At 69.5% G+C, this 23,919-nt stretch carries 22 protein-coding genes, 2 rRNA genes and 1 pseudogene; 13 read left to right on the forward strand and 12 right to left on the reverse strand.

Translation table 11 applies throughout. The annotated features are described in order from the left end of the window. Window positions 1-9 precede the first annotated feature (9 nt). Window positions 10-1,335: pseudogene (locus RBS12_RS09780) on the reverse strand (MFS transporter); the annotation flags it as partial. Window positions 1,336-1,529: 194 nt separating this feature from the next. Between RBS12_RS09780 and RBS12_RS09785 the strand changes: the two are divergent. Then, window positions 1,530-2,381: a LysR substrate-binding domain-containing protein gene (locus RBS12_RS09785; RefSeq protein ID WP_307965902.1), complete on the forward strand. Its 852-nt coding sequence runs from the start codon at window positions 1,530-1,532 to the stop codon at window positions 2,379-2,381. A gap of 147 nt (window positions 2,382-2,528) precedes the next feature. Here the strand turns inward: RBS12_RS09785 and RBS12_RS09790 are convergent, their stop codons facing one another. The 5 genes from RBS12_RS09790 to RBS12_RS09810 all read right to left on the reverse strand — a co-directional run bounded on the left by RBS12_RS09790 (window position 2,529) and on the right by RBS12_RS09810 (window position 8,148). After that, window positions 2,529-3,326, reverse strand: coding sequence for an ABC transporter permease subunit (locus tag RBS12_RS09790; RefSeq protein ID WP_307965903.1), 798 nt, complete (start codon window positions 3,324-3,326; stop codon window positions 2,529-2,531). Then, entirely contained in the window at window positions 3,313-4,233 is a 921-nt protein-coding gene (locus RBS12_RS09795) for a 2-aminoethylphosphonate ABC transporter permease subunit (RefSeq protein ID WP_307965904.1), read from the reverse strand. Before RBS12_RS09795 ends, RBS12_RS09790 begins: the two co-directional genes overlap by 14 nt. Next, entirely contained in the window at window positions 4,230-5,699 is a 1,470-nt protein-coding gene (locus RBS12_RS09800; RefSeq protein ID WP_307965905.1) for an ABC transporter ATP-binding protein, read from the reverse strand. Before RBS12_RS09800 ends, RBS12_RS09795 begins: the two co-directional genes overlap by 4 nt. Window positions 5,700-5,752: 53 nt before the next feature. Continuing rightward, window positions 5,753-6,868 (reverse strand): 2-aminoethylphosphonate ABC transporter substrate-binding protein, encoded by a 1,116-nt coding sequence (locus RBS12_RS09805; RefSeq protein ID WP_307965906.1) that lies wholly within the window; start codon window positions 6,866-6,868, stop codon window positions 5,753-5,755. Window positions 6,869-6,990: 122 nt separating this feature from the next. Further along, on the reverse strand, window positions 6,991-8,148 hold the full coding sequence (locus RBS12_RS09810) for a TIGR03364 family FAD-dependent oxidoreductase (RefSeq protein WP_307965907.1): 1,158 nt from the start codon (window positions 8,146-8,148) through the stop codon (window positions 6,991-6,993). Window positions 8,149-8,312: 164 nt separating this feature from the next. Here RBS12_RS09810 and RBS12_RS09815 point away from each other — a divergent pair, with 164 nt between their 5' ends. The 11 genes from RBS12_RS09815 (at window position 8,313) to RBS12_RS09865 (ending at window position 17,135) form a co-directional block, all read left to right on the forward strand. Continuing rightward, window positions 8,313-9,089, forward strand: coding sequence for a GntR family transcriptional regulator (locus tag RBS12_RS09815; RefSeq protein WP_307965908.1), 777 nt, complete (start codon window positions 8,313-8,315; stop codon window positions 9,087-9,089). Next, window positions 9,086-9,787, forward strand: coding sequence for a phosphonatase-like hydrolase (locus RBS12_RS09820; RefSeq protein ID WP_307965909.1), 702 nt, complete (start codon window positions 9,086-9,088; stop codon window positions 9,785-9,787). The genes RBS12_RS09815 and RBS12_RS09820 overlap by 4 nt, the downstream gene beginning before the upstream one ends. Window positions 9,788-9,835: 48 nt before the next feature. After that, entirely contained in the window at window positions 9,836-10,261 is a 426-nt protein-coding gene (gene panD, locus RBS12_RS09825; protein ID WP_307965910.1) for an aspartate 1-decarboxylase, read from the forward strand. Between the two features lie 103 nt (window positions 10,262-10,364). Continuing rightward, on the forward strand, window positions 10,365-11,300 hold the full coding sequence (locus tag RBS12_RS09830) for an AEC family transporter (RefSeq protein ID WP_307965911.1): 936 nt from the start codon (window positions 10,365-10,367) through the stop codon (window positions 11,298-11,300). 60 nt (window positions 11,301-11,360) lie between these two features. Next, window positions 11,361-12,419, forward strand: a complete 1,059-nt coding sequence (locus RBS12_RS09835; RefSeq protein WP_307965912.1) for a hypothetical protein — start codon at window positions 11,361-11,363, stop codon at window positions 12,417-12,419. 188 nt (window positions 12,420-12,607) lie between these two features. Continuing rightward, window positions 12,608-12,988, forward strand: coding sequence for a hypothetical protein (locus tag RBS12_RS09840; RefSeq protein WP_307965913.1), 381 nt, complete (start codon window positions 12,608-12,610; stop codon window positions 12,986-12,988). A 35-nt stretch (window positions 12,989-13,023) separates the two neighbouring features. Further along, on the forward strand, window positions 13,024-13,611 hold the full coding sequence (locus tag RBS12_RS09845) for a hypothetical protein (RefSeq protein WP_307965914.1): 588 nt from the start codon (window positions 13,024-13,026) through the stop codon (window positions 13,609-13,611). A 49-nt stretch (window positions 13,612-13,660) separates the two neighbouring features. Continuing rightward, the gene (locus RBS12_RS09850; protein WP_307965915.1) at window positions 13,661-14,230 is read left to right on the forward strand and encodes a hypothetical protein; all 570 of its coding nucleotides are present in this window, start codon (window positions 13,661-13,663) and stop codon (window positions 14,228-14,230) included. A 52-nt stretch (window positions 14,231-14,282) separates the two neighbouring features. Continuing rightward, window positions 14,283-15,464, forward strand: coding sequence for a hypothetical protein (locus RBS12_RS09855; protein WP_307965916.1), 1,182 nt, complete (start codon window positions 14,283-14,285; stop codon window positions 15,462-15,464). Further along, a complete protein-coding gene (locus RBS12_RS09860; RefSeq protein ID WP_307965917.1) occupies window positions 15,455-16,075 on the forward strand; it encodes an ATP-binding cassette domain-containing protein in 621 nt (206 codons plus the stop codon). Before RBS12_RS09855 ends, RBS12_RS09860 begins: the two co-directional genes overlap by 10 nt. Continuing rightward, the gene (locus RBS12_RS09865; protein ID WP_307965918.1) at window positions 16,065-17,135 is read left to right on the forward strand and encodes an ABC transporter permease; all 1,071 of its coding nucleotides are present in this window, start codon (window positions 16,065-16,067) and stop codon (window positions 17,133-17,135) included. Before RBS12_RS09860 ends, RBS12_RS09865 begins: the two co-directional genes overlap by 11 nt. Window positions 17,136-17,142: 7 nt before the next feature. Here RBS12_RS09865 and RBS12_RS09870 read toward each other — a convergent pair whose 3' ends face one another. The 3 genes from RBS12_RS09870 to RBS12_RS09880 all read right to left on the reverse strand — a co-directional run bounded on the left by RBS12_RS09870 (window position 17,143) and on the right by RBS12_RS09880 (window position 21,893). Further along, a complete protein-coding gene (locus RBS12_RS09870) occupies window positions 17,143-19,230 on the reverse strand; it encodes an NHL domain-containing thioredoxin family protein (RefSeq protein ID WP_307965919.1) in 2,088 nt (695 codons plus the stop codon). Window positions 19,231-19,353: 123 nt separating this feature from the next. Next, window positions 19,354-21,489 (reverse strand): cytochrome c oxidase assembly protein, encoded by a 2,136-nt coding sequence (locus tag RBS12_RS09875; protein WP_373886502.1) that lies wholly within the window; start codon window positions 21,487-21,489, stop codon window positions 19,354-19,356. A 119-nt stretch (window positions 21,490-21,608) separates the two neighbouring features. Then, window positions 21,609-21,893, reverse strand: a complete 285-nt coding sequence (locus tag RBS12_RS09880; protein ID WP_307965920.1) for an HU family DNA-binding protein — start codon at window positions 21,891-21,893, stop codon at window positions 21,609-21,611. A gap of 170 nt (window positions 21,894-22,063) precedes the next feature. Between RBS12_RS09880 and RBS12_RS09885 the strand changes: the two genes are divergently transcribed. Beyond that, window positions 22,064-22,978 carry an aminoglycoside phosphotransferase family protein gene (locus RBS12_RS09885; RefSeq protein WP_307965921.1) on the forward strand — a complete coding sequence of 305 codons (915 nt, stop codon included), beginning with the start codon at window positions 22,064-22,066 and terminating at the stop codon, window positions 22,976-22,978. Here RBS12_RS09885 and RBS12_RS09890 read toward each other — a convergent pair. From RBS12_RS09890 to RBS12_RS09900, 3 genes are all read right to left on the reverse strand, one after another. Continuing rightward, window positions 22,966-23,361, reverse strand: coding sequence for a hypothetical protein (locus RBS12_RS09890; protein ID WP_307965922.1), 396 nt, complete (start codon window positions 23,359-23,361; stop codon window positions 22,966-22,968). The genes RBS12_RS09885 and RBS12_RS09890 overlap by 13 nt on opposite strands. 161 nt (window positions 23,362-23,522) lie before the next feature. After that, a 5S ribosomal RNA gene (gene rrf, locus RBS12_RS09895) occupies window positions 23,523-23,639 on the reverse strand. Between the two features lie 178 nt (window positions 23,640-23,817). After that, window positions 23,818-23,919, reverse strand: a 23S ribosomal RNA gene (locus RBS12_RS09900); the annotation flags it as partial.

A 23,919-nucleotide genomic window follows, 5' to 3' on the forward strand; every position in this document is an offset into this window, starting at 1 on the left:
GCGGCGCCCCCGGCGCAGCCACACTGCAAGAACTCCAGCGGCCACGGCCGGCAGCACGCCGCCGAGGAACAGGGCCCACTGGGCGCCCCAGGTCTCGGCGAGGCCGCCCAGCATCGGCCCGCCGAGCGCTTGCCCACCCATGAGCACCATCGTGTAGAGGCTCATGACGCGCCCGCGGATGCCCATGTTGGCACTCGTCTGCACGAGCTGGTTCGCGGAGGTCAGGAACGTGAGGGCCCCGAACCCCGCGAGCGCCATGAGCGCGCCGAACACGGGGAGCGAGGGCACGAACGCCGCGGCCGCAAGCAGCGCCCCGTAGGCTCCGGCCCCCGCCACGACGGTCGCGAGCCGAAGCCTGCGACGCCGCGCGGACGCGATCGCCCCCGCGAGGGAGCCGAGAGCGACGAGCGTGTTGAGCAGCCCGTACCCGCCCGCGCCGATCGAGAAGACATGGTCGGCGTACGCGGCAAGCAGCACGGGAAGGCTCAGCGCGAAGACGGCGACGACGCCCGCGAGCACCCAGGGCCAACGGATCGTCGGCTTGGCCCACGCGTAGCGGACGGCCTCGCGGAGCATGCCCTTCGATTTGGGCGTGGGCGGGGCCGTGAACAGCTCGCGGACCCTGAGCATCGAGAGCATGCCGACCGTCGCGAAGCACGCGCACGCGTTGACGACGAAGGCCCAGCCGCCGCCCACAGCGGAAAGGAGCGCGCCGGCAATCGCGGGCCCGATGAGCCCTCCGAGCTGGAACGTCGTCGAGTTGACGCTGATCGCGTTGCGCAGGTAGTCAGGCCCGACGAGCTCGTTGACGAACACCTGCCGCGATGGCTGGTCGAGGACGGTCACGAGGCCGAGGATGACGGCGACGACGTAGACGTGCCATACCTCGAGCGAATGCGTGAGCGCGAGCGTCCCGAGCGCCGCCGCGCACAGGCCCGCGCTCGCCTGGCAGAGCTGAAGGAGCCTGCGCTTCGAAAACCGGTCGGCCATGAGGCCGCCCCACGGGCCGAGCACGAGGACCGGCAGGAACTGGAGCGCTACCGTGATGCCGACGGCGGCGACCGATCCCGAGAGCTGCAGGACGAGCCAGTCCTGCGAGATGCGCTGCATCCAGACCGCGATGACGGCAATGAGGTGCGAGATCGCGAAGAGCCGGAAATTGTGCACGCGGAGCGAAATGAACGTGTGCTTCCACGGAAGCTTTTCGCTCACGACGGCGATGGGCCCGGTGGGTGGGTAAGGGTGGCCGGGTGGGTGAGGAGTTGCGGGCGGGTAAGGGTGGCTGGGTGGGTACGGGGCATGCGCGCGAGGGAGGCCGGAGTACGGCCGGGTGATCGGGTTGCTGAGCGTATCGGACACGGAAGAGGGCACGGCGGAGCTGGGCGAAGTCACGGGAGGGTCCTGGAGTTTCGTTCGGGAGGCAAGTGAGCGATCGCTTTAAAGGCTATCCATCCCAAATGCATTGCGGTAGGCGATTCGCACTATAAGAGCTATTGCATTCCGCAATATGCCCCGCGAGGATGGGGAGCGTGTTCGATCCTTCGCACCTCCGCAGCTTCCTCGCCGTCGCCGAGCACTTGAGCTTCACGCTCGCGGCCGATCGCCTCGGGCTCGCCCAGCCCACGGTGAGCCAGCACGTCGCGAAGCTCGAGAAGGCCGCGGGCCGCATCCTGCTCGTGCGGGACACGCACGGCGTGCGACTCACCGACAACGGCGAGGCGATGGCGGGCTTCGCGCGAAGTATCCTCGCAGCGCACGACGAGGCCGCGCGATACTTCCGCGGCTCGGCGATGCGGGGGCGCCTCCGGTTCGGCACGGCCGACGACCTCGCCATCACAGGCCTGCCCCGCATCCTCCGCGAGTTCCGACGCGCGTACCCCCAGCTCAACCTCGAACTCACCGTGAGCCAGAGCGACGATCTTCACCGGCGCCTCAAGGCCGGCCAGCTCGACCTCGTCTTCATCAAATGGGTCGCGGGAGCCCAGGAGGGAACTGTCGTGCGGCACGACGTCTTCTCGTGGGTCGGCGTCGAGCAGACCGAGCTCAATCCGGGCCAGCCGGTTCCGCTCGTGGCCTATCCAGCCCCGAGCCTGAGCCGGACCCTCGCAATCGAGGCGCTCGAGGCGAGCGGCCGCACGTGGAAGGTCACCTGCAGCACGAAGCAGATCGCGGGCGTGCTGGCGGCGGTCCGGGCGGGCCTCGGCGTCGCCGTCATGCCCACGACGCTCGTCCCCGACGACCTCGCGATCATCACGCGCCGCTTCGACCTGCCGCCCGTCGGCGACGTTGACTTCACGCTCATCCGCAATTCCCTCGCGAACTCCGAAGCCGTGGATGCGCTCACCGCCGCGATCATGGGCCGCACGCTCAGCCGAACCTAGGGCCCCACCGTTACCACCGTATCGTTCAAGGGTCGTCTCCTGCGGGCGAGCGCCCTCCCCACCGGCTCCCGGCCCTCGCAAGCTCAGGCCGGGTCCCTCGCGGGTGCGCACCGACGGGAGGTGACCCTTGAACGGTGTGAGGTGCGCTTACCGCACCATTGTCCGCCCGCGCAGCCGGGCGATAAGCCCGAGGACCGCAACGGTCACGGCGATCAGCACGAGGGTGTCGGCGGCGGCGAGGAACAGGCTCCCGCGGTCGGCGAGCGCGAAGATGCTGACAGGCAGCGTCCTCCAGCTCGCCGGATACACCATGATGGTCGCGCCGAGCTCGCCCATGCAGAGGGCGAACGCGAGGCCGAGGGCCGCGCCGATCGAGGGCAGAAGCAGCGGCAGGCGGACGGTGAGCAGCACCCGCAGGGGCCGCGCCCCGAGGCTCCCGGCCACCTGATCGAGCACGGGATCGAGGCTCGCCGCCGCGCCCGCGACCGTGTTGTACGCGAACGCGAGCACGAGGGTGGTCTGCGCCATGACGACAATCGTGGCCGTGCCATTGAGGGTGAGCGGCGGCCGGCTGAACGCGGCGAGCAGGCCGAGGCCGACGACGACGGACGGCACCGCCGCGGGCAGGTGGAGCAGGGCGTCGATCGTCGCGGCGACCTGGCGGGGTGCCGATCTTGCCGCGAGGGCGGCCCACGCACCGACGGCCACGGCCCCGATGCTCGCGACGAGCGCCGTCTGGAGGCTCACCGAGATGCTCGCGAGGTTGTCCGCCGCGAGAGCGTCGGCGAGATGCGACAGCGTGGGATCCGACGGCCACACGCCGTTCCAGCTCCCGGCGAACGCCGCGAGGACGATCGCGAGGAGGGGCACCCCGAGCAGGAGCGCGAGGACGAGGACGACGGCGGCCTTCACCGCCGCGCGTGCGGAGCGGCTATGCAGCAGCACGGAGGCCTCCTGAGAGTCGGCGGACAAGCGCCCGGTAGAGCCCATAGACACCGAGGGAAAGCGCGAGCTGGACGCACGAGACGACGCCTGCTGCCGGGAGGTCGAACGTCACGATGCTCTTCGTGTAGATGAGCATGGGCAGCGTCACGACGTTCTTCGCGCCCGTGAACATGATGATGCCGAACTCGTTCATCGCCAGCAGGAAGACGAGCCCCGCCGACGCCGCGAGAGCCGGCCGCGCGGCCGGGAGGACGACCCGCCGGATCGTCATGAGCGGGCCCGCACCGAGGCTCCCTGAGACGTCGAGGAGCTCGCGCGGAAGCTGGCCGAACACGGCGAGCAGCGGGCGGACGACGAACGGCGTGAAGTACGTGATCTCGGCGAGGACGACGCCCGGCACGTCGTTGACGAAGTCGACGTGCGGCGCGCCCGGGAGCCCCGCGAGCGCCGAGTTGAGCACGCCGGCCCGCCCGTACAGGATGCCGAACGCGAGCGGAATGATGAACGAGGGGAATGAGACGACGGCCTCGAGGAGCCGAACGGCCACCCCGCTCCCCCGAAACGGGACGAAACTCAGTCCCACGGCGAGGAACGTCCCGATCAGCACGCATCCGGCCGTCACGAGCACGGCGATCCACAGCGTCGTCCCAACGGCTTTGGGCAGCGCCGCGGAGGCGAACTCCAGCCCCCATTCCTCGAAGCCGGTGAAGGCCCCGGACGTGTCCGCGACCGATTGCCAGACCGTCTCGGCGAGCGGCACAAGGAAGATGAGCGCGACGATCGCAAGCGGCGGAATCGCCCACGCAAGCGCGCGGGGCGCCTTCCGATCACCGGCCGCGTCGATGCGCGGGGCGCGTGCGACGGCGGTCGGCTCGCCGGCCGCGGTCGTCGCAGGCGCGGCGCTCACGACGACGCCCCATCGCCCGCTGCCGGCGCTGCGCTCGCGCCGTCGCCCGCTCGGTTGCGGGCAGGATGTGGAGAACCGCTCGCGCCGGGAACGCGCAGGCCGCCGATCGAGCCGTCTCGCGGAACAATGACGGCCTCGCCGGGCACGACGCCGAGCGCGACGGCGGCGCCGACCTCGGGTACGGCGGCGAATGGCTCGAGGTCGACGGCGACGGTCTGCCCGGCGTCGCCCATCCCGGCGTCAACCCGCCCGGCGTCGCCCATCCCGACGTCAACTCGCCCGACGTCGCCCATCCCGGCGTCAACCCGCCCGGCGTCGCCCATCCCGGCGTCAACCCGCCCGGCGTCGCCCATCCCGGCGTCGCCCATCGCGGAGCCTCCGCGCCGGATGCCCGTGAGCCGCACGCGCAGCCGATGCCCGGCACCGCGCCATTGCACGGACTCGACGGTCCCGCGCAGGCCCGCCGCGCGAGACTCAGTCTGGACCCGGAACGCGTGCGGGCGCACGGCGACGCTCACGCGCCCGCCGGTGGCTCCGGCGTCGAACGCCGGATCGCCCACGCGGGCACTGACGGCGCCGCCGGTGTCAAGCCGCACGACGAATGCCTGCGAGCCCGCCGCGGCCGCGGCGCCCAGAGCTAGACTTGCTGCGCCGAGCGGCTCGACCACCCCCTGCAGGAGATTCGCGCCGCCGAGGAAGGACGCCGTGAAGGCGTGCCGGGGGCGGTGGTAGAGCTCGTCCGCGGTGCCGAGGTCCACGAGCCGGCCGTCGCGCATGACGCCGATGCGGTCGGCGAGCGCGAGCGCCTCGGTCTGGTCGTGCGTCACGTAGACCATCGCGACGTCGGGCAGTTCGCGGCGCAGCCGCGCGAGCTCCTCGAGCATGTCCTGGCGCATGCGGGCGTCGAGGGCCGAGAGCGGCTCGTCGAGGAGCAGCACGTCGGGGCGGATCGCGAGCGCTCGCGCGATCGCGATCCGCTGCTGCTGGCCGCCTGAGAGCTCGCGCGGAAGCTTGCGCGCGTGCGCTTCCATGCCGACCATCTCGAGCATCTCCGAGACCCTTGCCCGGACTTCGGCCCGCGGGACGCGCCGCGCCCGGAGCCCGTACGCAACGTTGTCGGCGACCTTGAGATGGGGGAACAGGGCGTAGGACTGCACGACGACGCCGATGCCGCGCTCGGCGGGCGGGCGGTTGGTGACATCCTTGCCTGCCAGTAGCACGTGACCCTCGCTGGGCCGCTCGAAGCCGGCGATGGCCTTGAGCGCGGTCGACTTGCCCGAGCCGGACGGCCCGAGCAGCGCGACGGTCTCCCCCGGCTCGATCCGCAGGGAGAGGTCGGCTAGCGCGGGGTGATCGCCCGCGTTCAATCCGGAATAGCGCACGCTCACGTGCCGCAGCTCGACGGCGGCCGGACGACCGCCGTCGAGCTGGGCACCGTAGGCGCGGCCTGAGGCCGCGAGAGGCATGGGTGCTCCTAGGTGGTGCTGGTTCTTGCTGGCCGACTGCTCTGGCCGGCGCGTTACTGGCCGGTCGCCGCGTTGTAGGCGGCGAGGTCGTCCTTGAGGCCCTTCTGGACCGCGTCCCAGTCGGGGTTGGCCACTGTGACGCCGTCCATGGTCTTCTTGAGGGTCGCGAAGTTCGCGTCGCTCGGGGTGACGTCTGAGCGGACGGGCAGGCCGAACGCCTTGCTCGAGACGGTCGACTGGACGTCCTTCGAGAGGAGGTACGCCATGAGCTTCTCGGCGTTCGCCTTGTGCGGGGCGTTCGAGGCGAGGCCCATGTCATACGGGAGCGAGACGGTGGAGCGCTTGCCGTCGTCGGTCTTCGGGAAGAAGACCTCGTAGGCGGACTTGTCGGCGCTGATTGACTGGAGCGCCATCTGGACGTCGCTGTTCGCGGCCGAGAGCTCGCCCTTCGAGACCTTCGGGCCGAGCTTGCCGGTCGAGGAGCTGGGGCCGACGTTGTTCGGCTGGAGGGCCTTGAAGTAGTCCATCGCGCCCTGCTTGCCGAGGATCTGCTCGAGCAGGACCATCATCGCGGTGCCGTCGCCGGCCTGGCCGGGCGTCGAGTACTGGACCTTGCCCTTGTAGCCGGCATCGAGGAGGTCCTTCCACGTGTCCGGCTTCGGCGACGCGGCCGTGCCCCGGATCATCGCGAAATAGTTGTTGACGAGCGCGACGTAGTGGCCGTCGGCCGCCTTGTCCGCGGGCGGGATCGCGGAGAGGTCCGCGCTGATCGAGCCCAGGAGACCCTTCTGGTCCGCCTGCTGGATGAACGGCGGGAGCGTCACGAGGATGTCGGCCTGCGGGTTGGACTTCTCCTTCTCGGTGCGGGAGACGACCTCGCCCGAGCCGGACTCGACGTAGTTGACCTTGATGCCGGTCGACTTCGTGAAGTCCTCGAACGTGCCCTTGTACCAGTCGGCGAGGCCGTCCGCGCTGTAGATGGTCACCTGGGCGTCGCCCGAGGCGGCGCCGGTGGCCGCACCCCCGCTGGAGGCAGGGCCAGCGGGCGTGCCCGTCGCGGTGCCGCCGCACGCGGAGAGGAGGAGGGCGCCGGCCGCGAAGGCGGCGACTGCGGATGCTGCACGAAGGGGGACTGCACGAAGGGGGACGGGACGCGTGGTGCGCTTCATGGGGGATCTTTCCTTTGGGGTGGGGGTGGAGGGATAGGGGCGTGGTGGTCTGGGGCGGGTGGGCCGAGGGGGGGTGGGCCGGGGCGGGTGGGCCGGGAGCGGGCGGGCCGAGCGCCGACCGGTCAGGCCGAAGCCATGAGCTGGTCGAGAACCTTCTGGGCGAGGCCGTGGGAGATCGTCATGCCGACGCCGGAGGTCACCGAGACGGCCGTGACGCGGGGCGCGACCTCGGCGATGAGGTACGGGGACTGGGCGCTCGACGCGTAGATGCCCTGCCAGCGCTGCCGGACGCTGAGCCGCTCGACGCCGAGGAGCTCGGCCGCGTTCGCGAGGAGGGTCGCGCTCGTGGCCTCGTCGAGGAACGGCGGCATGGTGCCGAGCGTGACGTGGCTGTCGCCGATGAGGAGCGAGCCGTCAGGCCGCTGCGTGAGCATCACATTGGCGTCGATTCCGATCAGCTCGGGGCGTGTTCGCTCTAGCTCGGCCCGCAGCTCGACGGCGGCCGTGGTCGTCGAGAACGCGGGGTAGCGCAGCATCGACGTCCCGGTCAGGACCGCGGGGGCGATCTGGGCGGCGGTGCCACCGGCGCTCGGCGCGTCGACGAGCGCCATCTGGAGGCCGCAGCGTTTCACATCGGCCGCGTCGGCGGCGTCGGGGAAGAGGTAGTCGAGGTCGTGGCCCGCGCACACGATCGTCTGGGCCGCGGCGACCGTGCCGCGCGAGGTGCGGGCACCGCCGTCGTCCGCTGGCCCGAGGTATGCCGTGCGCCAGCGGATGTCGACGAGCGGCTGCCGCTCGAGCCACGCCGCAAGGCCGACGACGGCGGAGCGCGGGTCCACGCGCACGTCCTCCTCGAGCACCGCCGCGCCGACAGCCGCGGCGTCGAGCCCGCCGCCCATCTGCTCGCGCGCCTCCGACGCGCTCACGAGGCGCACCCCGCCGTCGGCTCGTGCCGCCGCGAGCTCTTCGAGGACGGCGAGCTCGGCCGCGCTGCGGGCGATCGCGAGCCCGCCCGCGGCCGTGGACCAGAATCCGGCCGCAGAGCTCAGGGAGAGCCAGCGTTCGCGGGCCACCCGGGCGAGGTCCAGAAGCTCGCCGGCCTGCGCCGTCACGCAGCAGTGCCCGAAGTTCCGCACAGACGCGCTCACGGCGTGCCCGTCGCGCTCGATCACGAGGACGCGGAGGCCGCGCTCCGCCGCCGCAGCGGCGTGGGCGAGGCCGACGACGCCCGCGCCGACGACGAGGAGGTCATAGCCAGGGGTGGCTGTTGTTGTGCTCATGGCCTCTACTTTCGGGGGATCGTGGAGGCGGCGCCAAGCTGAAAGACCACTTATCTATACAAGTTCACCTTGATTTCCCTTTCGATGTTTGGCGTTAATCGAGAGTTCACCGAACCAGCGCCGATCCGATCCGCCGCAACCGGTCAAACTTGTATAATCAACACATGAATACGCCCCGCACGGCACCCTTGCACGAGACGCTTCGCGAAGAGTTCCGGCGCCGCATCTCGACTGGGGTCTGGGCCGACGGCTCGCAGGTTCCGAGCGAGGCCGCACTGTGCGAGGAGTTCAAGACCTCACGGGGTCCCGTCCGGCAGGCGCTCGCCGCGCTCCGTGCCGAGCAGCTCATTGTCGGCGGGCGAGGCCGGGCCCCCGTCGTCCATCGCGATGCGCAGTCCCAGCCGGTCGAAACCTTTCTGTCCTTCACCGAGTGGGCCGTGGGGCTCGGCAAGGAACCGGGCCAGCGGACGATCGAAATCGCGAAGCGCGCCCCGAGTCCCGTCGTCGCGGCCGAGCTCGAGCTGGCCGACGATGCCCAGGTCGTCTCGCTGCTCCGGCTCCGACTCCTCGACGGCGAGCCGACCATGGTCGAGCGCTCCCATTTCGTCCTCGAGGCGGGACAGCCGCTCTTCGGATTCGACACCGATTCCGGGTCGACGTTCCGCTTCCTCATGGACCACGGCGTGGACCTCTACAGCGCACGCCACACGATCGACGCCGTCGCTGCGGACCAGACCGATGCCGAGCTCCTCGGCGTCCCGCTCGGCTCCCCGCTCCTGCGCGAGCGCCGCGTCACGTCGAGTTCAAAGGGCGAGCCCCTCGAATACGCCGAGGACCGCTACCGTCCCGAGCTCGCCAACTTCGTCGTCCACAACACGCTCAAACAGCGGGCCCCGCTCGCCCGCGTCCTGAGCCCGGGAACCCCAGGAGAATCAGCATGATCCAGCTCGCCGCGTTCGACATCGCAGGCACGACCGTCGACGACCACGGCCACGTCTACCGCGCCCTCGAGGACGCCGTGCGCGAGAACGGCGTCGACGTCCGGGCCGAGGACCTCCAGACGTGGATGGGGGCGGACAAGATCGAGGCGATCCGCGCCCTCCTGCGGCTCGGGGGATATGCCGGTGTCGACGCCGCTGACGTCGAAAGGACAGTCGCCGCGACGTTCGCGCATTTCCGCACTATCCTCGCCGAGCGCTACGCGGCCGAGCCGCCGACGCCGTTCCCCGGCGTCGTCGAGGCCCTCGCCGAATTGCGCGGGCGCGGAATCAAGGTCGCCCTCACGACGGGCTTCTCCCGGGACGTCGCTGCTCCCCTTCTCGAGAGCATCGGCTGGACCGTCGGCGAGGGGCCCGAGCACACGCTCGACGCGCTCGTGACGACGTCGGACGTCGCCGCCGGGCGACCCGCGCCGTACATGATCCACCGGGCCATGGAGAAGACGGGCGTGCTCGACGTGAGCGCCGTGCTCGCGGCCGGCGACACGGTCGTCGATGTCCAGGCCGCGCGGAACGCGGGCGCGATCGCCGTCGGCGTTCTCACGGGAAAGCTCACGCGCGAGGAGTTCGCGAGCCAGCCGGGCGTCGTCGTCCTCGAGAGCGTCGCGGACGTGCCTGCGCTCGAGGTCACCCGCACCTGAGACCCGCGCCACAGAAGGCGCGGCGGGACGGGAGTAAACTTGTCCCCGATGAACCGGACCATGTTCAAGTCGAAGATCCACCGCGCGACGGTCACACACGCCGACCTGCACTACGTCGGCTCCGTGACGGTCGACTTGGATCTGCTCGAAGCCGCGGACATCCTCCCGGGCGAGCTCGTCTCGATCGTCGACGTGACGAACGGCTCGCGGCTCGAGACGTACACGATCGCGGGCGAGCGCGGTTCCGGCGTCATCGGCATCAACGGCGCGGCGGCGCACCTCATGCACGAGGGCGACATCGTGATCCTCATCAGCTACGCGTCGATGAGCAACGAGGAAGCGCGCGAGTTCGTCCCCACTGTCGTCCACGTCAACGCCCAGAACAAGGTCATCGAGCTCGGCACGGACCCGGCCGAAGGCATCGCGCCCGGCATGATGCGCCCGCCGTTCGCCATCCAGGCCCACCTCAACTGACGCCCCGCCGTCGCCGCGGCGCGGGCTGACCCACGCCGCCCGATAGGCTGGTGCGCGTGCCCCACGGAAATCGGTTGCTGAGCGACGCGTCCGAGGGCAATACATGCTAGGCGTCCTCGCCGGCTTCTTCGTCGTCTGGGCCATCATCGGTGCGGGCTGGTTCGTAGCCCGAAAGCGGCTCCTCGGCGACGGCGCGCAGGCCGTCCTGAGCCGGCTCTCGTTCTTCGTGGCAAGCCCAGCCCTCCTTCTCGAGACGCTCAGCAAGGCGGACCTGCATACGATCTTCTCGACGCATCTGCTCGTCATCGCGGTCAGCTCCACGGTGGTGGGGCTCGTCTCCCTCGCCGTCTTCCGCTGGGTGCGGCGCCGCGAGCTGCCGGAGGCGCTCATCGCGTCGATGTCTTCGTCGGTCGCGAACTCCGCGAACCTCGGCATCCCGATCTCGGTCTTCGTCCTGGGCAACGCGAGCTACGTCGCGCCCCTGCTCATCTTCCAGCTCGCGCTCTTCACGCCGTCGTACCTCCTCCTGCTCGACGGCACGACGGCGACGGCGAAGCCCGGCGCCGCCCGTGCCCTCCAGTTCGTGCTCCCCGTCGTGACGAATCCGAACATCATCGGGTCGTTGATCGGGCTCGTGCTCGCGGCAACGGGCTGGAGGCTCCCGGACCTCATCATGCAGCCGATCCACCTCATCGGCGGCGCGGCGATCCCCGCGATGCTCATGGCGTTCGGCATCTCGCTCCATGGCTCGCGGCCACTGCGCGCCGACGACGGCCGACGGCTCGACACCGTCTTCGCCACCGCCCTCAAGCTCGTGATCCATCCCCTCATCGCGTTCGCGTTCGCGCGGTTCGCCCTCGGGCTCGGCGGGCACGCTCTGTTCGCCGCCGTCGTCACGGCCGCGCTGCCCACTGCCCAGAACGTGTACGTCGCGGCCCAGCGCTACCAAGTGGGACTCGTGGTCGCGAAGGACACGGTTCTCATCACAACCGTCGTCGCGATCCCCGCGATGGCCGTCATGGCCGCCCTGCTGTCATAGTCCAAGCCGCGGCCTTCCGGCTCCCCGGAGTGACCGGCCGTCCCGCTAAGCTTGGGAGGCGTGGCAGACGAGGAGAGCGCGACGAGCCAGAATGGCGTGGCGGACGAGCCCTCCGCGGCTGTCGCCGAAGCGGCCCGCCCGGCAGTGAATGTCACGAGGATCGCCCTCGCATGGCTTGCCGCACTCGTCCTGGCCGTCGCCGCCGCAGTCGCGGCCATCATCCTGGTCGAGGCCGCGAGCGGGCCGGCCCAGCCGATCAGGGCGTACCTTGCCGCACTTCAAGCGGGCGACGGCGCGCGGGCCCTCGGCGCCCTTCGCGCCCAGGTGCCGCCCGGCAGTGCGGCGATGCTCGACGGCGCGCCGCTGCGGGACTCGATGTCCCGCATCCGCGAGCTCAAGGTCGGCGAGCCCCAGCCCGCGCCCGACGGCCGGCAGGACGTGCCCGTGACGTTCACCTCGGACGGGACCGACTACACGAGCGACTTCCTGGTCGAGCAGACGGGCACGGACTGGCTATTCTTCCCGCGCTGGAGCATCGTGCCGGGGCCGCTCCCCACGGTCGACGCCTCGGTCATCAACTCCTCGCGGGCCACGCTCAACGGCGCGGCAGTCAACATGCCCTCGGGACGGAACTCGTTCCCCGTGTTCTACCCGGGCAGCTACATCGGCGCCCTCCCGGGCGAGTACTTCGCCGCCGACGCCAAAACGGCCGTCGTCGCGCAGCGCGGGAGCCAGCCGCTGGCCCTTCAGACCAAGGCGACCCCCGCGCTCAACGAGGCCATCGCGCAGAAGGCCAAGGAATTCCTCGACCAATGCGCCCAGACCGCCTCGGCGCAGCAGCGGCTCCAGCCCAACTGCCCATTCTCCTACGCGACCGGCAACCGGATCGTGGATGGGACAATCGCGTGGTCCGTGACGCAGTACCCGAGTGTGACGGTGACCCCGTTCAACGGCCAATGGGCGGTCACGCCGCTCACGGGCAAGGCGAAGCTCACGGCTCAGCAGATCGACCTGTTCACGGGCAAGGTCAGCGACCTGGACGTCGAGCGCGGGTTCACGTTCACGGTGCGGCTGGACGTCTCGGGGACAACCATCACGCTCACGCCGGTGATCGGCTGAGGGCCTCCCACTGAGCTCAACGCGGGCTTCACGCGCCACAAATCCCGGTTTGTCCGTCACGAAGGCAGTTACGCGCCAGTACGAAGGCACCGACGCGCCAGCGCGTTGACCCGCTTCCTCCCGCCTCGCTAGCGTCCCCGACGGGGGACTGATGCATCGGCTTCCCCCGCGCACCCAAGGGAGGAACCATGAAGAAACGCATCACGGCGCTCGTCGTTGCGGCCACCGCATCCGTTGGCCTGGTCATGACCGCAGTGCCGGCCCAGGCCTACAGCTCTCGGCTGTTCCAGAACGCGCCATCAGGCTGCTGGGGCGGCGTGCAGTGGACCGGGAGCTCGTACTACTCGGGGGGACTGTCCTATGCCTCAACGGGGGAGCGGAACAATCCTTGTTGGCTTCAAGGGGTCAGCGCCGCCGTAACAAACAATTTCATTCGACCGGGCGAGGTTGTCGGCCCACGATACGCGGGCTATTGGCACGTCGTATCCGGGTTTGGCGCGTCGAACCCATACAACTGGAGCCAATTCGGTGGCTCGCATTCGTTCGGGAACGCCTGGGGCAACTCCTAATGAAAGGGCGTCTGAGTCGGGTGGGCCAACTCGCTGTGAGGGTTGTTCTCGTCTTGGTATTGGCGGCCTGCGCGCCCGGCCCAGACGCCTCCACCAGTCGAAAGCTCACTTCCGAAGATATCAAGGCATCAGCACGAAGAGAGGCCAGCGAGGGACATGCGGAATCAGCCGAAATGCTCGCCGATGGAGCCGTGGACAAGGCTGACTACGACAAGGCCTTCAGCAATCTTTTTCGATGCATGAGTGAAGGCGGTTACGGGGTCACAAATCCGCAGATTAATCCGGCCGATGGGCTCTCATATAGCTATGAATACGACACGCAAGGGCGGGACTCCCGTGCGATGAGCGAGCATTCCCTGGCATGTGAGCAGAAGTACTGGTTCGCGGTTTCTGCAGCCTACATGGCCACGAACGAACAACGGATGGAGGAGTCGCTGCGTGCATCGATGCAGACATGCATGAAAGCCGCCGGGTACGACATACCAGACGACGCCAAGACCTTTCGCACCATCGCCGGAGATCCCTTTGAGGAGGGTACCCGCAACCGTCGCGCCATGGATTGCTTCAGCAACGCCATGACCCGCCTTCATCCGGATATCAAGTCGTTCGGTCTCTACGGATGAAGGGGCTTCCTCCTCCAATTGTCCGACGACTCGCCTAAGTTTCGCCGCGATGATCACCCTCGCTTCATGCGCGGCCAGTCCGGCCCTCACCGGCGGAAAGATCACGTCTGAGGACCTCAAGGCATCCGCGCAACGGGAGCGCAACGAGGGGCATCTCGAATCGGCCGAGATGCTTGCTGATGGGGTGATTGACAAGGCCGAGTACGACAAGGCGTTCAACAACCTCTCGCGGTGCATGAGCGATGGAGGCTACAAGGTCACCGATCCTGTCATCAGCCCCCTCGATGGTCTCTCCTTCACCTACGAATACGACGCCCAAGGACGCGACCTCCGAGCCATGAGCGAACATTCCCTGGCCTGCGAGCAGCGGTACTGGCTCCCCGTCTCCGCGGCGTACATGGCCACGCACGAACAGAGGATGGAGGAGCCCCTGCGCATATCAATGCAATCGTGCATGAACGCCGCGGGCTACGACATCCCGGACGACGCTAGGACCTTCCGCGCCATGGCGGGAGACCCGTTCTCGGAAGACGGCTCGCGGGACAGAACCGCGATGGGTTGCTTCAGTGAGGGCATGGCCCGCCTCTATCCCGCTATCAAATCGGGCGGCATCTGGTGACAAATTCGATCAAGAAGCATCGAGGCGTCATCAAGTCCTGGGGGATCAGCGGATGAAGCCGGTACATCGGCTTGGGCGCATTGTTTCTGGCCTCGGCGCCATCCTCTGGATTGCGCTCCCTCTGGCGGTTCTCGGGTCGCTGCTCTTCCTTAACACTCAGCTCCGGCTCTCGGCTCCCGTCGATACCTGGGTTGCCGCCGAACCGGCCTCGAGCACCCAGACAACGCCGATCGAATTCAGCCTCGCCTGGGATACGCCCCCTGCGCCTCTTGCACCCTCGTGGGAAGGCCTCGTACAGAACGTCTACGTCGAGCCGGGCGCCAAGGTTGCTACGGGGACGAAGATCGTCCGCATCAGCGGCGTCGACCGAATCGGATTTGCGGGGAAGGCCCCCTTCTGGCGCCTGATCGATGCCGGCACAGCGGGCGAGGATGTCGCCGAACTCAACCGGCTTCTGACCGAACTCGGCCTGCGCCACGGTCAGGGAACCACGGCGACGCCCGCCACGATGGCCGGTGTGGACCAGCTGGGCGCTCGGCTGGGCGCCGCCGACCGCTCAGTCTTCAAGCCCGATTGGATCATCCACCTCGCGGCGGCCGAGATGACAGTCGAGAAGCTCGATCTGACCGTCGCGGCACCCGCGCCGACAGCGGGCACCGCACTCTTCGCTCCGGCAGCGAGCCTCACGTCGGCGCGGCTCGTCGCCAAGGGAAGCCTCCCGGCACCGGCCGGGGGCGCCCCGGCTGGCCAAGGCGGCCAGACCGGCCAGAGCGGCCAAACCGGCCAGAGCGGCGCGACAGGGTCCGGCAAAGAGACCAGCGCAAAGCAGACAACGACCGATGCCAGCAGACCCGTCGGACGGCCTGTCACGGCACCCGAGAACAGTCGCGTCCTCTCGGCCGGATCACCGCTCCCCGTGGACGGCGCCCGTCAGGCCATTGCACCGGAAGGCCTGCCGACCCTCGCCAAGCAGCTCGAGAAGGGCGCGCCGTCGACCTCTGGGCTCGTCGAATCGCCGCTTCCGCCCGGAGCCCTCGTGCTCCCGGCTTCGGCGGTCCGCACCGCTCCTTCGGGCGCGCACTGCGTGGTTCGCCGCGACAATGGCGAGTCGGAAGGCTCGGTGCGCGTCGACGTCGTCGGCGAATCGCAGGGACGCGTCGTCGTCACCGGCGGCGATCTCAAAACAGGGACCCTCGTGCTGGCCTCGACCCGCAAGGCCGCCGCATGCGAGTAGAGCTCGTCGATGTCAGCTACTCCGTGCCCGGGCGAGCCCTCTTCACCGCCGTGACTCACACTTTCGCGGCCCCCGCGACAATCGCGCTCATGGGTCCGTCTGGGAGCGGAAAGTCGACGTTGCTCGGGCTCATCTCTAGGCAGCTCGCTCCGGATCAAGGAACCGTTCGCGCAGAGCACGACGGCTCCCAGGTCGCGCCCGCGTGGATCTTCCAGAGCACGCCACTCCTCGTGCACCGAACGGCCCTCGACAACGCCATGACGGCCGCGCTCATGACGGGCCACGACCCGATCGTCTCCCGTCGACGCGCCGCCGAGGCCCTCGAACGCGTGGGCCTCGGCGGCCTCGCGTCAACGCACGCATCACGGCTGTCGGGCGGCGAGCGGCAACGGGTCGCCGTAGCCCGCGCGATCACGGCGCGATCGCGGCTCGTCCTCGCAGACGAACCGACGGCGTCGCTCGACCCAGTCTCGCGAGAGCGCGTCGTCGACGCCCTCCGCAGCGCACGCGAGTTCGGCGCGCTGACCCTCGTCGCGACCCACGACGCGTGGGTCGCGGACAACTGTGACGCACGGGTCATGATCGAGGACGGAACCCTCGTTGGCTACTAGGAGCGCCATCTGGGGCGAGGCCTTCGCGACGATCCGGTCCACACCCGTCGCCTCCATCGCGACGGCAGCAGCGGCGTTCGTCCTCGGCTTCCTCGCGATCTTCGCGAGTTTCGAGGACCTCCAGCGCATCGTTGCCGCGTGGGATCGGCAGATCGCCGCAGGATCGACCGTGCTCACAGTCGCGTCGGCTTCGCCGGAGGGGCTTTCCGCGGCGCGGTGCGAACAGCTCAACGAGCTCGATTCGGTCGTCGCGGCGGGCGGGAGAAGCTCGTCGTCGTCCGTCACGTCGGCGCTCCTCCCGAGCCGGCGCTTCACGATCGACGTCGCGACGCCCCACTACGCGCGCGTGGTCTGGCCGGGCTTGGGCGAGGGCGCGGATTCGAGCGTCGTCGCGAGCAGCACCGTTGCCCAGGAGCTTGGCCTCGGGATCGGCGCGGCCGTCACCGTTCAAGGCGTCACCTCGCCCTACGAGGTCTCTGCCGTGGCCCCAGCCGCACCGCGTATCCCGCAACTGCAGAACTCGCTCGTCGTGGCCGAAGCCACGGCACCGCGCGTCGAGGCGTGCCTTGTCGAAGCCGTTCCGTCGGCGGCCACCGACGTCGAGGCGCTTCTGACAGGCTGGTTTCCCGGTCCCGACCCGGTCGCGGTCCTCCGGCTCGTTCCGCCCAAAGACGCGGACCAGGACCCTCAGTCCGAATTGACCCGGCGCATCAGCATCGCGGTTCCCATCGGCGCGGGCGCGGGCGCCGCGGCCCTCGCATGCGTCCTCCTGTGGGCTCGACGCGGGGACTTCGCAACCTATCGGCTCGCCGGGGCGACGCGCCGCGAGGCCTTCGACCTCTTCCTCATCGAATTCGCGCACCTGTACGCGGTCCCCCTCGCGGCGGGCGCAGCCGCGCAGCTCGCGCTGCGCTCCCCCGAACTCGGCACGGGCGCCGTCGTCGTCCAAGGGCTGCTCATCGACTGCGCCGCGCTCATGACCTCGGCCGCCCTCGCGATCCCCTTGGCGAGGGCCTATCTGTCCCGGCTCGACCCCATCCGGACGCTCAAGGGCGAATAGCTTCCCGTCAGTCCATCCCGCGCAGGTCGAGCACGAGCTCCGACGCGGCGCCCGCCTCCAGCACCACCGGGATACCCCAGTCCTGCTGGTACAGGTGGCACGCGGCGTGGTCAGGGATCTCTTCGCCGGGCGCGCCGTCGCACGCCGCCGCACGGGCGGTGATGTGCAGGACGCCCTCGGTCACCTCGGGGTTCAAGGTGAGCGTCCTCTTCAAGCCCTGCGAGGTTCCCCCGCCGGCGCTGAGCAGCTCGGGCGGCGTCGACGAGATCTTGAGCTGCGTCGGGTCGCCCCAGCGGTCGTCGAGCTTCTGGCCGGTCGGCGCGGAGAAGCGCACGGCGAGCTCAAGCGCGCCCGGGGCGAAGGCCGACGTCGGCCGCTGGGTCTGGCTCGCACCCTCGTCGACCTGCTGGGCATCCTTGGGGATCGGCACCAGCGAGAGCTCATGCCGATTGCTCTCCGTCACGAGGAGCAGCGGCTCGCCGTCCACGGGGCGGATGACGACGACGTCGCTCGGCTCGGCGAGACCCCGCGCCAAGGTGGAGACCGCTTGGGCGGCGGGATCATATCGGCGCACCGCGCCGTTGTACGTGTCGGCGACGGCGACCGAGCCGTCGGGCAGGATCGCGACGCCGAGCGGGTGCTGCAGGCGCGCCTCGGAAGCCTCGCCATCACGGAAGCCGAAGTCGAAGAGGCCCTTGCCGACGGCCGTCTCGACTCGCACCCCGTTGGCGCCCCGGGCCGCGTCGCCGAGGACGACCTTCCGGAGGGCCGAAGTCTCGGAGTCCGCGACCCACAGGTTCCCCTCGGCGTCGACCGCGAGGCCAGACGGCTGCGCGAACCAGGCCTCGGGGCCGGGGCCGTCGAGGAGCCCCTCGAGGCCCGAGCCAGCAAGAATCGCCACCTCGTTCGAGGCCGGGTCGAAAGTGAAGACCTGATGGGTCCCGGCCATCGCGACGACGACCTTGCGGAGCTTCTCGCTCCACACGACATCCCACGGCGAGGACAGCGAGACGCTCGTGCCATGGCCGAGGAGGCCGATGTCGACGGCGTCGCCCGCGTAGTCGGCAGGGTGCGCGCCCGCGGGGGCTGCGGCGTCGTCGTTCGTCGCAGCGGCCAGGTCCTTGCCCGGGCCGGCCTTTTCGACGGGCTGGCCCGCGCTCGGCTGGCCCGCCGCCCACATGCCCGCGCCGTTGCCGTCAACGCGTGCCGGCCCCGCGTCGAGGAGACGCTGGACGCCGTTGCCCGCGACGGTCTGAACGTGGCCCGAACTCAGGGACACACCGCGCAGGCGGTGGTTCACGGTGTCCGCGACGATCGCGTCGTAGCCCGTCTGCCACGCGACATCAGCAGGGAGGACCGCGACGCCCTGCGGCTCGTTGAACTCGGCCTCCTCCGCGGGGCCGTCCGCGTGGCCTTTCGTCCCCGAGCCGATGACGCGCTCGACGGTCTCGAGGTCTGCGCGCAGCTCGACGAGCCGGTGATGGCCCGTGTCGACGACGAGGTAGTTGCCGTTCTCGAGCGGCACGGCCTGCCCGGGGAAGCGCAGCGTGCGAGCGACGGGCTCGGGGGCCACATACGGCCCGCTTCCCCGGTGCAGCGTTCCCTTCGCCTCGTGCTCCGCGATGAGCTCCTCGACGAGGACGCCGAGGCCCGCCGAGTGTCCCTCGCCCGAGAGGTGCGCGACGACGTAGCCCTCGGGGTCGACGACGACGAGCGTCGGCCACGCGCGCGCGGTGTACGCCTGCCACGTGAGCAGCTCGGGGTCGTCGAGGACGGGATGGTGGATCTCGTAGCGTTCGACGGCGGAAGCGAGCGCGATCGGGTCGGCCTCGTGCTCGAACTTCGGCGAGTGCACGCCGACCGTCACGAGCACGTCGCTGTACTTGTCCTCGAGGGGACGCAGCTCGTCGAGAACGTGGAGGCAGTTGATGCAGCAGAAAGTCCAGAAGTCGAGCAGCACGATCTTGCCGCGGAGCGCCGCGAGGTCGAGCTCGGCGCCACCGGTGTTGAGCCAGCCCCGGCCCGCAAGCTCGCTCGCGCGCACGCGATGGGTGGTCCTCAGGCCTGCGGCGGTGCTGGTGGGCTCGGCGGTCACGGGCGCTCCTCACGTGGGTGCGGTTGAGTCGGTCTGCGGCCCCAAGGGCCTAACGGGGACAAAGGGGGCAACCCCATTATTGCGGGCTTTGTTCCGGGCCTATCCGGCGCGCGACGCGGGGCGTCAGCGGCTTTGGCTGCGGTCACGTTGCTGGAGCCGCGAGAACATCGCGTTGTACGCCTCGAGCTCGGCGTCGTGGTCGCGGTCCGCGGCGCGGTCGCGGCGCTTCGTCTCCTTCGCATCCGACCGCGACCACATGACGGCAACGCCGATGGCCACGATGAGCGTCGGGATCTCGCCGATGCCCCACGCCATCGCGCCGCCGGCCTGCTGGTCCGCGATCGCCGACGCCCCCCACGGGCGCCCGAGGTTCCCGAAGTAGGTGGGATCGATCAGGATGTTGGAGCCCATGATCGCGACGCCGAAGAAGGCGTGGAACGCCATGGTCGCGAACAGCAGCAGGAGCCGCAGGGGGTACGGCGCGCGCCGCGGAAGCGGGTCGGATCCGATCATCGTGAGCACGAAGATGTAACCCGTGAGCGTGAAGTGCAGGTTCATGAGCTCATGGCCCACGTGGTCCCGCATCGCGTACCCGAAGAAGTCCGAATAGTAGAAGAGGACGATCGACCCCGCGAAGTTCGCCGCGGCAAACAGCGGGTGGGTCACGAGCTGCGAGAACCTCGAGTGGACGAACACGAGGAGCCATTCGCGCAGGCCCCGGCTGCCGTCCCGGCGGGGCACGAGGGCCTTGAGCGCGAGCGTGACGGGCGAGCCGAGCACGAGGAACAGCGGCGCGACCATCGTGAGCATCATGTGGTCCACCATGTGCGCCGAGAACAGGACGCGCCCGTACACGGCGGGCGGGCCACTCGTGATGTAGGTGAGGAGCACAAGGCCCGCGAACCACGAAATGCTGCGCAGCCACGACCACGAGTCTCCGCGGCGGCTCACCTTGATGATGCCGAGGGCGTAGGCGACGGCGCCGAACACCGCGACCGCGACCCACAGCCAGTCCGCGCGCCACTCGGTGAGCCAGCGGCTCGCCGTCAGCTCGGGCGGCAGGTTGTACCCAGAGAGGATGAACGCGGGCGAGGCATCGGGGGCGTACGTTGTCGGCTGGGGCGGCGCGGAGCGGCTCAGGGCGACGGCGAGGCCCGAGACGCCGCCCATGACGATCGTCTCGACGCCCACGAGCTGCCACAGGACGCGCTTGACCGACGCGCCGCGCGAGAGCTGCGGGATGATCCAGCGGCGGTGCATGAAGCCGATGCCCCCGAGGACGACGGCGAAGACCACCTTTCCGATGACGAGCTGGCCGTAGGAGGTGCCGAAGAGCTCGGCCCATCCGGGCACGCGCAGCGACGCGTTGATGATGCCCGACACGACGACGAGCACGAAGCAGAACAGCGCGAGCGCCGAGAAGCGCCGCAGAACGGCCTCGGTGAGTTCCTCCCCGCCGCCGGAGCCGGACGACGGCCGAAGGCGCCCGGCGAGCGTTCCGCCGAGCAGGGCCAGGATGCCGATGCCGCCGACCCAAAGTGCGGCGCCGAGAACATGCAGGAAGAGGGAGTTGACCGCACCCTCGTGGTCATTCGAGCTCGCAGAGTGTCCGATGAGGGCCATGGGCACGAGGCCAATGGCCGCGACGATGAACGTGAGTGCAAGGCCCGTGAGCGACCGCACCGCGAAGAGGAGCGTCGAGACGGTCGCCGCGATGATGACCGTGACGAGCCACGCGCGGCCGACGTCGAGCTGAGTCATGTAGAAGACGAGCTGTTTCGTGTACTCGGCGCCGCCCGAAATGGGCTGGCCGATGAGGTCCGAGTGGGTCAGGACGAGGACCGCGACGGAACTCGCGGTCCATGCGAGGGACGCGACGCCCGCGACGCGGAGGGCGCGCGAGAAGGCCGGGTGCTCGCCGTCGTCCCTTTCGGACCCGCCCCCCGCCTGTGAGCCGCCCCCGGCGCGGGCGCGCTCAGGGCGACGCCGGTGCGGAAGGATCACGACGGCGAACGCGAGGCCCCCGAGGACGAGCGAGACAGAGATGTTGAGTGCCGTCTGCGCGATGGGCAGGCCCCACCGGACGAAGGCGCCCGGATCGAGAACCTCGCGTGAGGCGACCGCGCCCGAGAAGACGAGTGCGGCAGCCAGGATCGCGAGGGCTGCGCCGAGCGCCCCATACCAGTAGCCCCGAGCCGTGCCGCGCTCCTCGTGCTGCGAGGACGAGGCGGGGCGGACGGGACGAGTGGAGCTTGGCACTCGTCTATTCTCCCAGATCTGTGGCTGGGCCGGATCGGTTGCCGGGATGCGGTGCGCGGACACGCAAAAGCCCGCGGGACCGACTCGATGGGCCGGTTCCCGCGGGCTTCAGCTGGGTGCTACTTGCTGGAAGCGGCGGCCTTGAGCTTGGAGCCAGCCGTGAGCTTGACGCCGAAGCCGGCCGGGATCTGGATCTCCTCGCCGGTCTGCGGGTTGCGGCCCGTGCGGGCGGCGCGCTCGGTGCGCTCGACGGCGAGCCAGCCCGGGATGCTGACCTTCTCGCCCTTGGCGACGGAGCTCTCGAAGACCTCGAACAGTGCGTCGAGCACACCGTTGACGGCGGTCTGGCTGAGGCTGGTCTTGCCGGCGACCTCGGCAACAAGCTCGCTGCGGTTCTTAGCCATGTGTCCTCCTGGACGTCGGTATAGTACGTGAGTCCCCAGCGTGCGCCGGGGGCTGCTGGTGACGAACCTACCAGTTAATGCGCGGCACGCCAGCAAATCCCGCGTGTTTTCGGGGATTTTTGGGCGGATTCTGGCCGTGGAGGCCTTTCGAGGTCCCGTAGCGTGGTCTCATGGCCTCCTCTGCCCTCGACGTCCTGACGCCCCAGCAGGTCCGGCTCCTGAACCACTGGCTCGGCGAGTGGACCGTCGAGGAGGACATGTCGTGGGGTGTGCAGGCCATCCACGTCTTGCGCCTCCGCACGGCGCGGGGCCTCGTGGTCGCCAAGGCGAGCACGGCGTCCCACCACATCCAGCGCGAACTGCGTGCCCATCGGCAGATGACGGCGCCGCTCGGTTCCCACGCCCCGCGCCTTCTCCACGGCGACTCCTCCGTGGGGCTCGTCGTCACGGCATGGCTTCCCGGCCAACTCGTCGAGGGCGGGCCGTTCGAATTCGCGCCCGAGACGTTCGAGCAGGCCGGGAGGCTCCTCGCGCTCTTCCACGTGCCGCGGCACGAGACCGCAAGCTATGACCCCGCAGCCCTCCACAAGATCGGCGACTTCGCCGACCGGGCAGTCGACCTCGTTCCCCCAGACCACTTGCGCGGCCTCCTGGAACTTGTCGAGGCTCACCGGCCGGCGCCGCGCGTCCTCTATGCGACACATGGCGACTACCAGCCGCGGAACTGGGTCGAAGACGGCGGGCAGGTGAGCGTCATCGATTTCGGACGCGCGGGCTATCGGCCGTGGGTCACCGACCTCGTGCGGCTCGAGCACAGGTATTTCGCGAGCGATGCCCGCCACCGCGGCCCAACGCACGACGGCGCCGCGCTGAGGGCGGCGTTCTACGCGGGCTACGGTCGGGACCCGGCCGAAGAGCCGGATTCGTGGCGGCTCGACAACATCCTTCAGGCGCTTGGCACCGTCGTGTGGTCGCACGACGTGGGCGATGCCGTCTTCGAGGACGCCGGCCGGCAGATGATCATCCGGATCCTCGAGGACTTCGGCACGTCGGAGCTACTGCGGCGGACGCCTCACGACGAGTAGGTGGCCCCGTTGCGTGGCAGGTGCGACATGAGCGGGATCAAGACCGCGAGCACAAAGACGAAATAGAAGATCACGAACAGGATGCTGAGGGCGAACAGCCCGATCGCGATCCAGCCGAGGATCCTCCCCGCCCTGGCATCGACGCCGAAGGCCTGGGCCTTCTTGGCCTCGATGAGGGCAAGCGGGCCAAAGACGATCCCCAAGGAGACGAGTCCGACCAGACCGTACATGACCGCGTCCCGCGCGTGCTGGGCGCCCTGCATGTACCACCGGAACTGTCCGAAAGTCAGCGGTGCGTCGTCAGCGGGCGGCATCGCCGGGTAAAGGGTCTCGTGCGTGGTCTGTGCTGTGCTCTGATCCGCAGGGCCGGGCATGGTCGACATGTGATCCCCATCTGTCGTGTGTGGCCTCAGCCTACGCGAGAAGGCTCCGATTGCCGGTCTTTGCTGGTGGTATGAACGGCTGTGGGGTTGGTTCTCGTTCTTGAAGTGCGTGGTTAAGTGGGTGAGGGCCCCACGTCGTTGTGGGGCCCTCGGGTGGTGTTGTCCGGCGGTGTCCTACTCTCCCACACCCTGGCGGGTGCAGTACCATCGGCGCTGTGGGGCTTAGCTTCCGGGTTCGGGATGGGTCCGGGCGTTTCCCCCACGCTATGGCCGCCGTAACCTGTTCTCCGCTGCCCCCGGGTTTGTGGGTGGGGGTGGGATGTCTGGGTTGCGGTGCGTCCGGGCCCCCTTGGGGGGTCGGGTGCGCGTGTGCTGTGTTCTGTTGTGGTGTTGTGGTGTGGTTTCCCGGGGTTTGTTGTTCGGGGACCGTGCAGTGGACGCGTAGCAAGTGGTGTTGTGGTTGAGGTTGTCGGCCTATTAGTACCGGTCGGCTTCGCAGGTCGTTGGTCCCTGCTTCCACGTCCGGCCTATCAACCCAGTGGTCTGCTGGGGGCCTTC

It is taken from the genome of Sinomonas sp. ASV322, assembly GCF_030908245.1.
GTDB lineage: Bacteria > Actinomycetota > Actinomycetes > Actinomycetales > Micrococcaceae > Sinomonas.

What these genes read in the sequence shown, in the direction of transcription:
- RBS12_RS09800 (WP_307965905.1), bottom strand. Translation starts at nt 5,699, where the DNA reads ATGCCTCTCGCGGCCTCAGGCCGCGCCTACGGTGCCCAGCTCGACGGC.
- RBS12_RS09805 (WP_307965906.1), bottom strand. Translation starts at nt 6,868, where the DNA reads ATGAAGCGCACCACGCGTCCCGTCCCCCTTCGTGCAGTCCCCCTTCGT.
- RBS12_RS09810 (WP_307965907.1), bottom strand. Translation starts at nt 8,148, where the DNA reads ATGAGCACAACAACAGCCACCCCTGGCTATGACCTCCTCGTCGTCGGC.
- RBS12_RS09815 (WP_307965908.1), top strand. Translation starts at nt 8,313, where the DNA reads ATGAATACGCCCCGCACGGCACCCTTGCACGAGACGCTTCGCGAAGAG.
- RBS12_RS09820 (WP_307965909.1), top strand. Translation starts at nt 9,086, where the DNA reads ATGATCCAGCTCGCCGCGTTCGACATCGCAGGCACGACCGTCGACGAC.
- panD (WP_307965910.1), top strand. Translation starts at nt 9,836, where the DNA reads ATGAACCGGACCATGTTCAAGTCGAAGATCCACCGCGCGACGGTCACA.
- RBS12_RS09830 (WP_307965911.1), top strand. Translation starts at nt 10,365, where the DNA reads ATGCTAGGCGTCCTCGCCGGCTTCTTCGTCGTCTGGGCCATCATCGGT.
- RBS12_RS09840 (WP_307965913.1), top strand. Translation starts at nt 12,608, where the DNA reads ATGAAGAAACGCATCACGGCGCTCGTCGTTGCGGCCACCGCATCCGTT.
- RBS12_RS09850 (WP_307965915.1), top strand. Translation starts at nt 13,661, where the DNA reads ATGATCACCCTCGCTTCATGCGCGGCCAGTCCGGCCCTCACCGGCGGA.
- RBS12_RS09855 (WP_307965916.1), top strand. Translation starts at nt 14,283, where the DNA reads ATGAAGCCGGTACATCGGCTTGGGCGCATTGTTTCTGGCCTCGGCGCC.
- RBS12_RS09860 (WP_307965917.1), top strand. Translation starts at nt 15,455, where the DNA reads ATGCGAGTAGAGCTCGTCGATGTCAGCTACTCCGTGCCCGGGCGAGCC.
- RBS12_RS09880 (WP_307965920.1), bottom strand. Translation starts at nt 21,893, where the DNA reads ATGGCTAAGAACCGCAGCGAGCTTGTTGCCGAGGTCGCCGGCAAGACC.
- RBS12_RS09885 (WP_307965921.1), top strand. Translation starts at nt 22,064, where the DNA reads ATGGCCTCCTCTGCCCTCGACGTCCTGACGCCCCAGCAGGTCCGGCTC.
- RBS12_RS09890 (WP_307965922.1), bottom strand. Translation starts at nt 23,361, where the DNA reads ATGTCGACCATGCCCGGCCCTGCGGATCAGAGCACAGCACAGACCACG.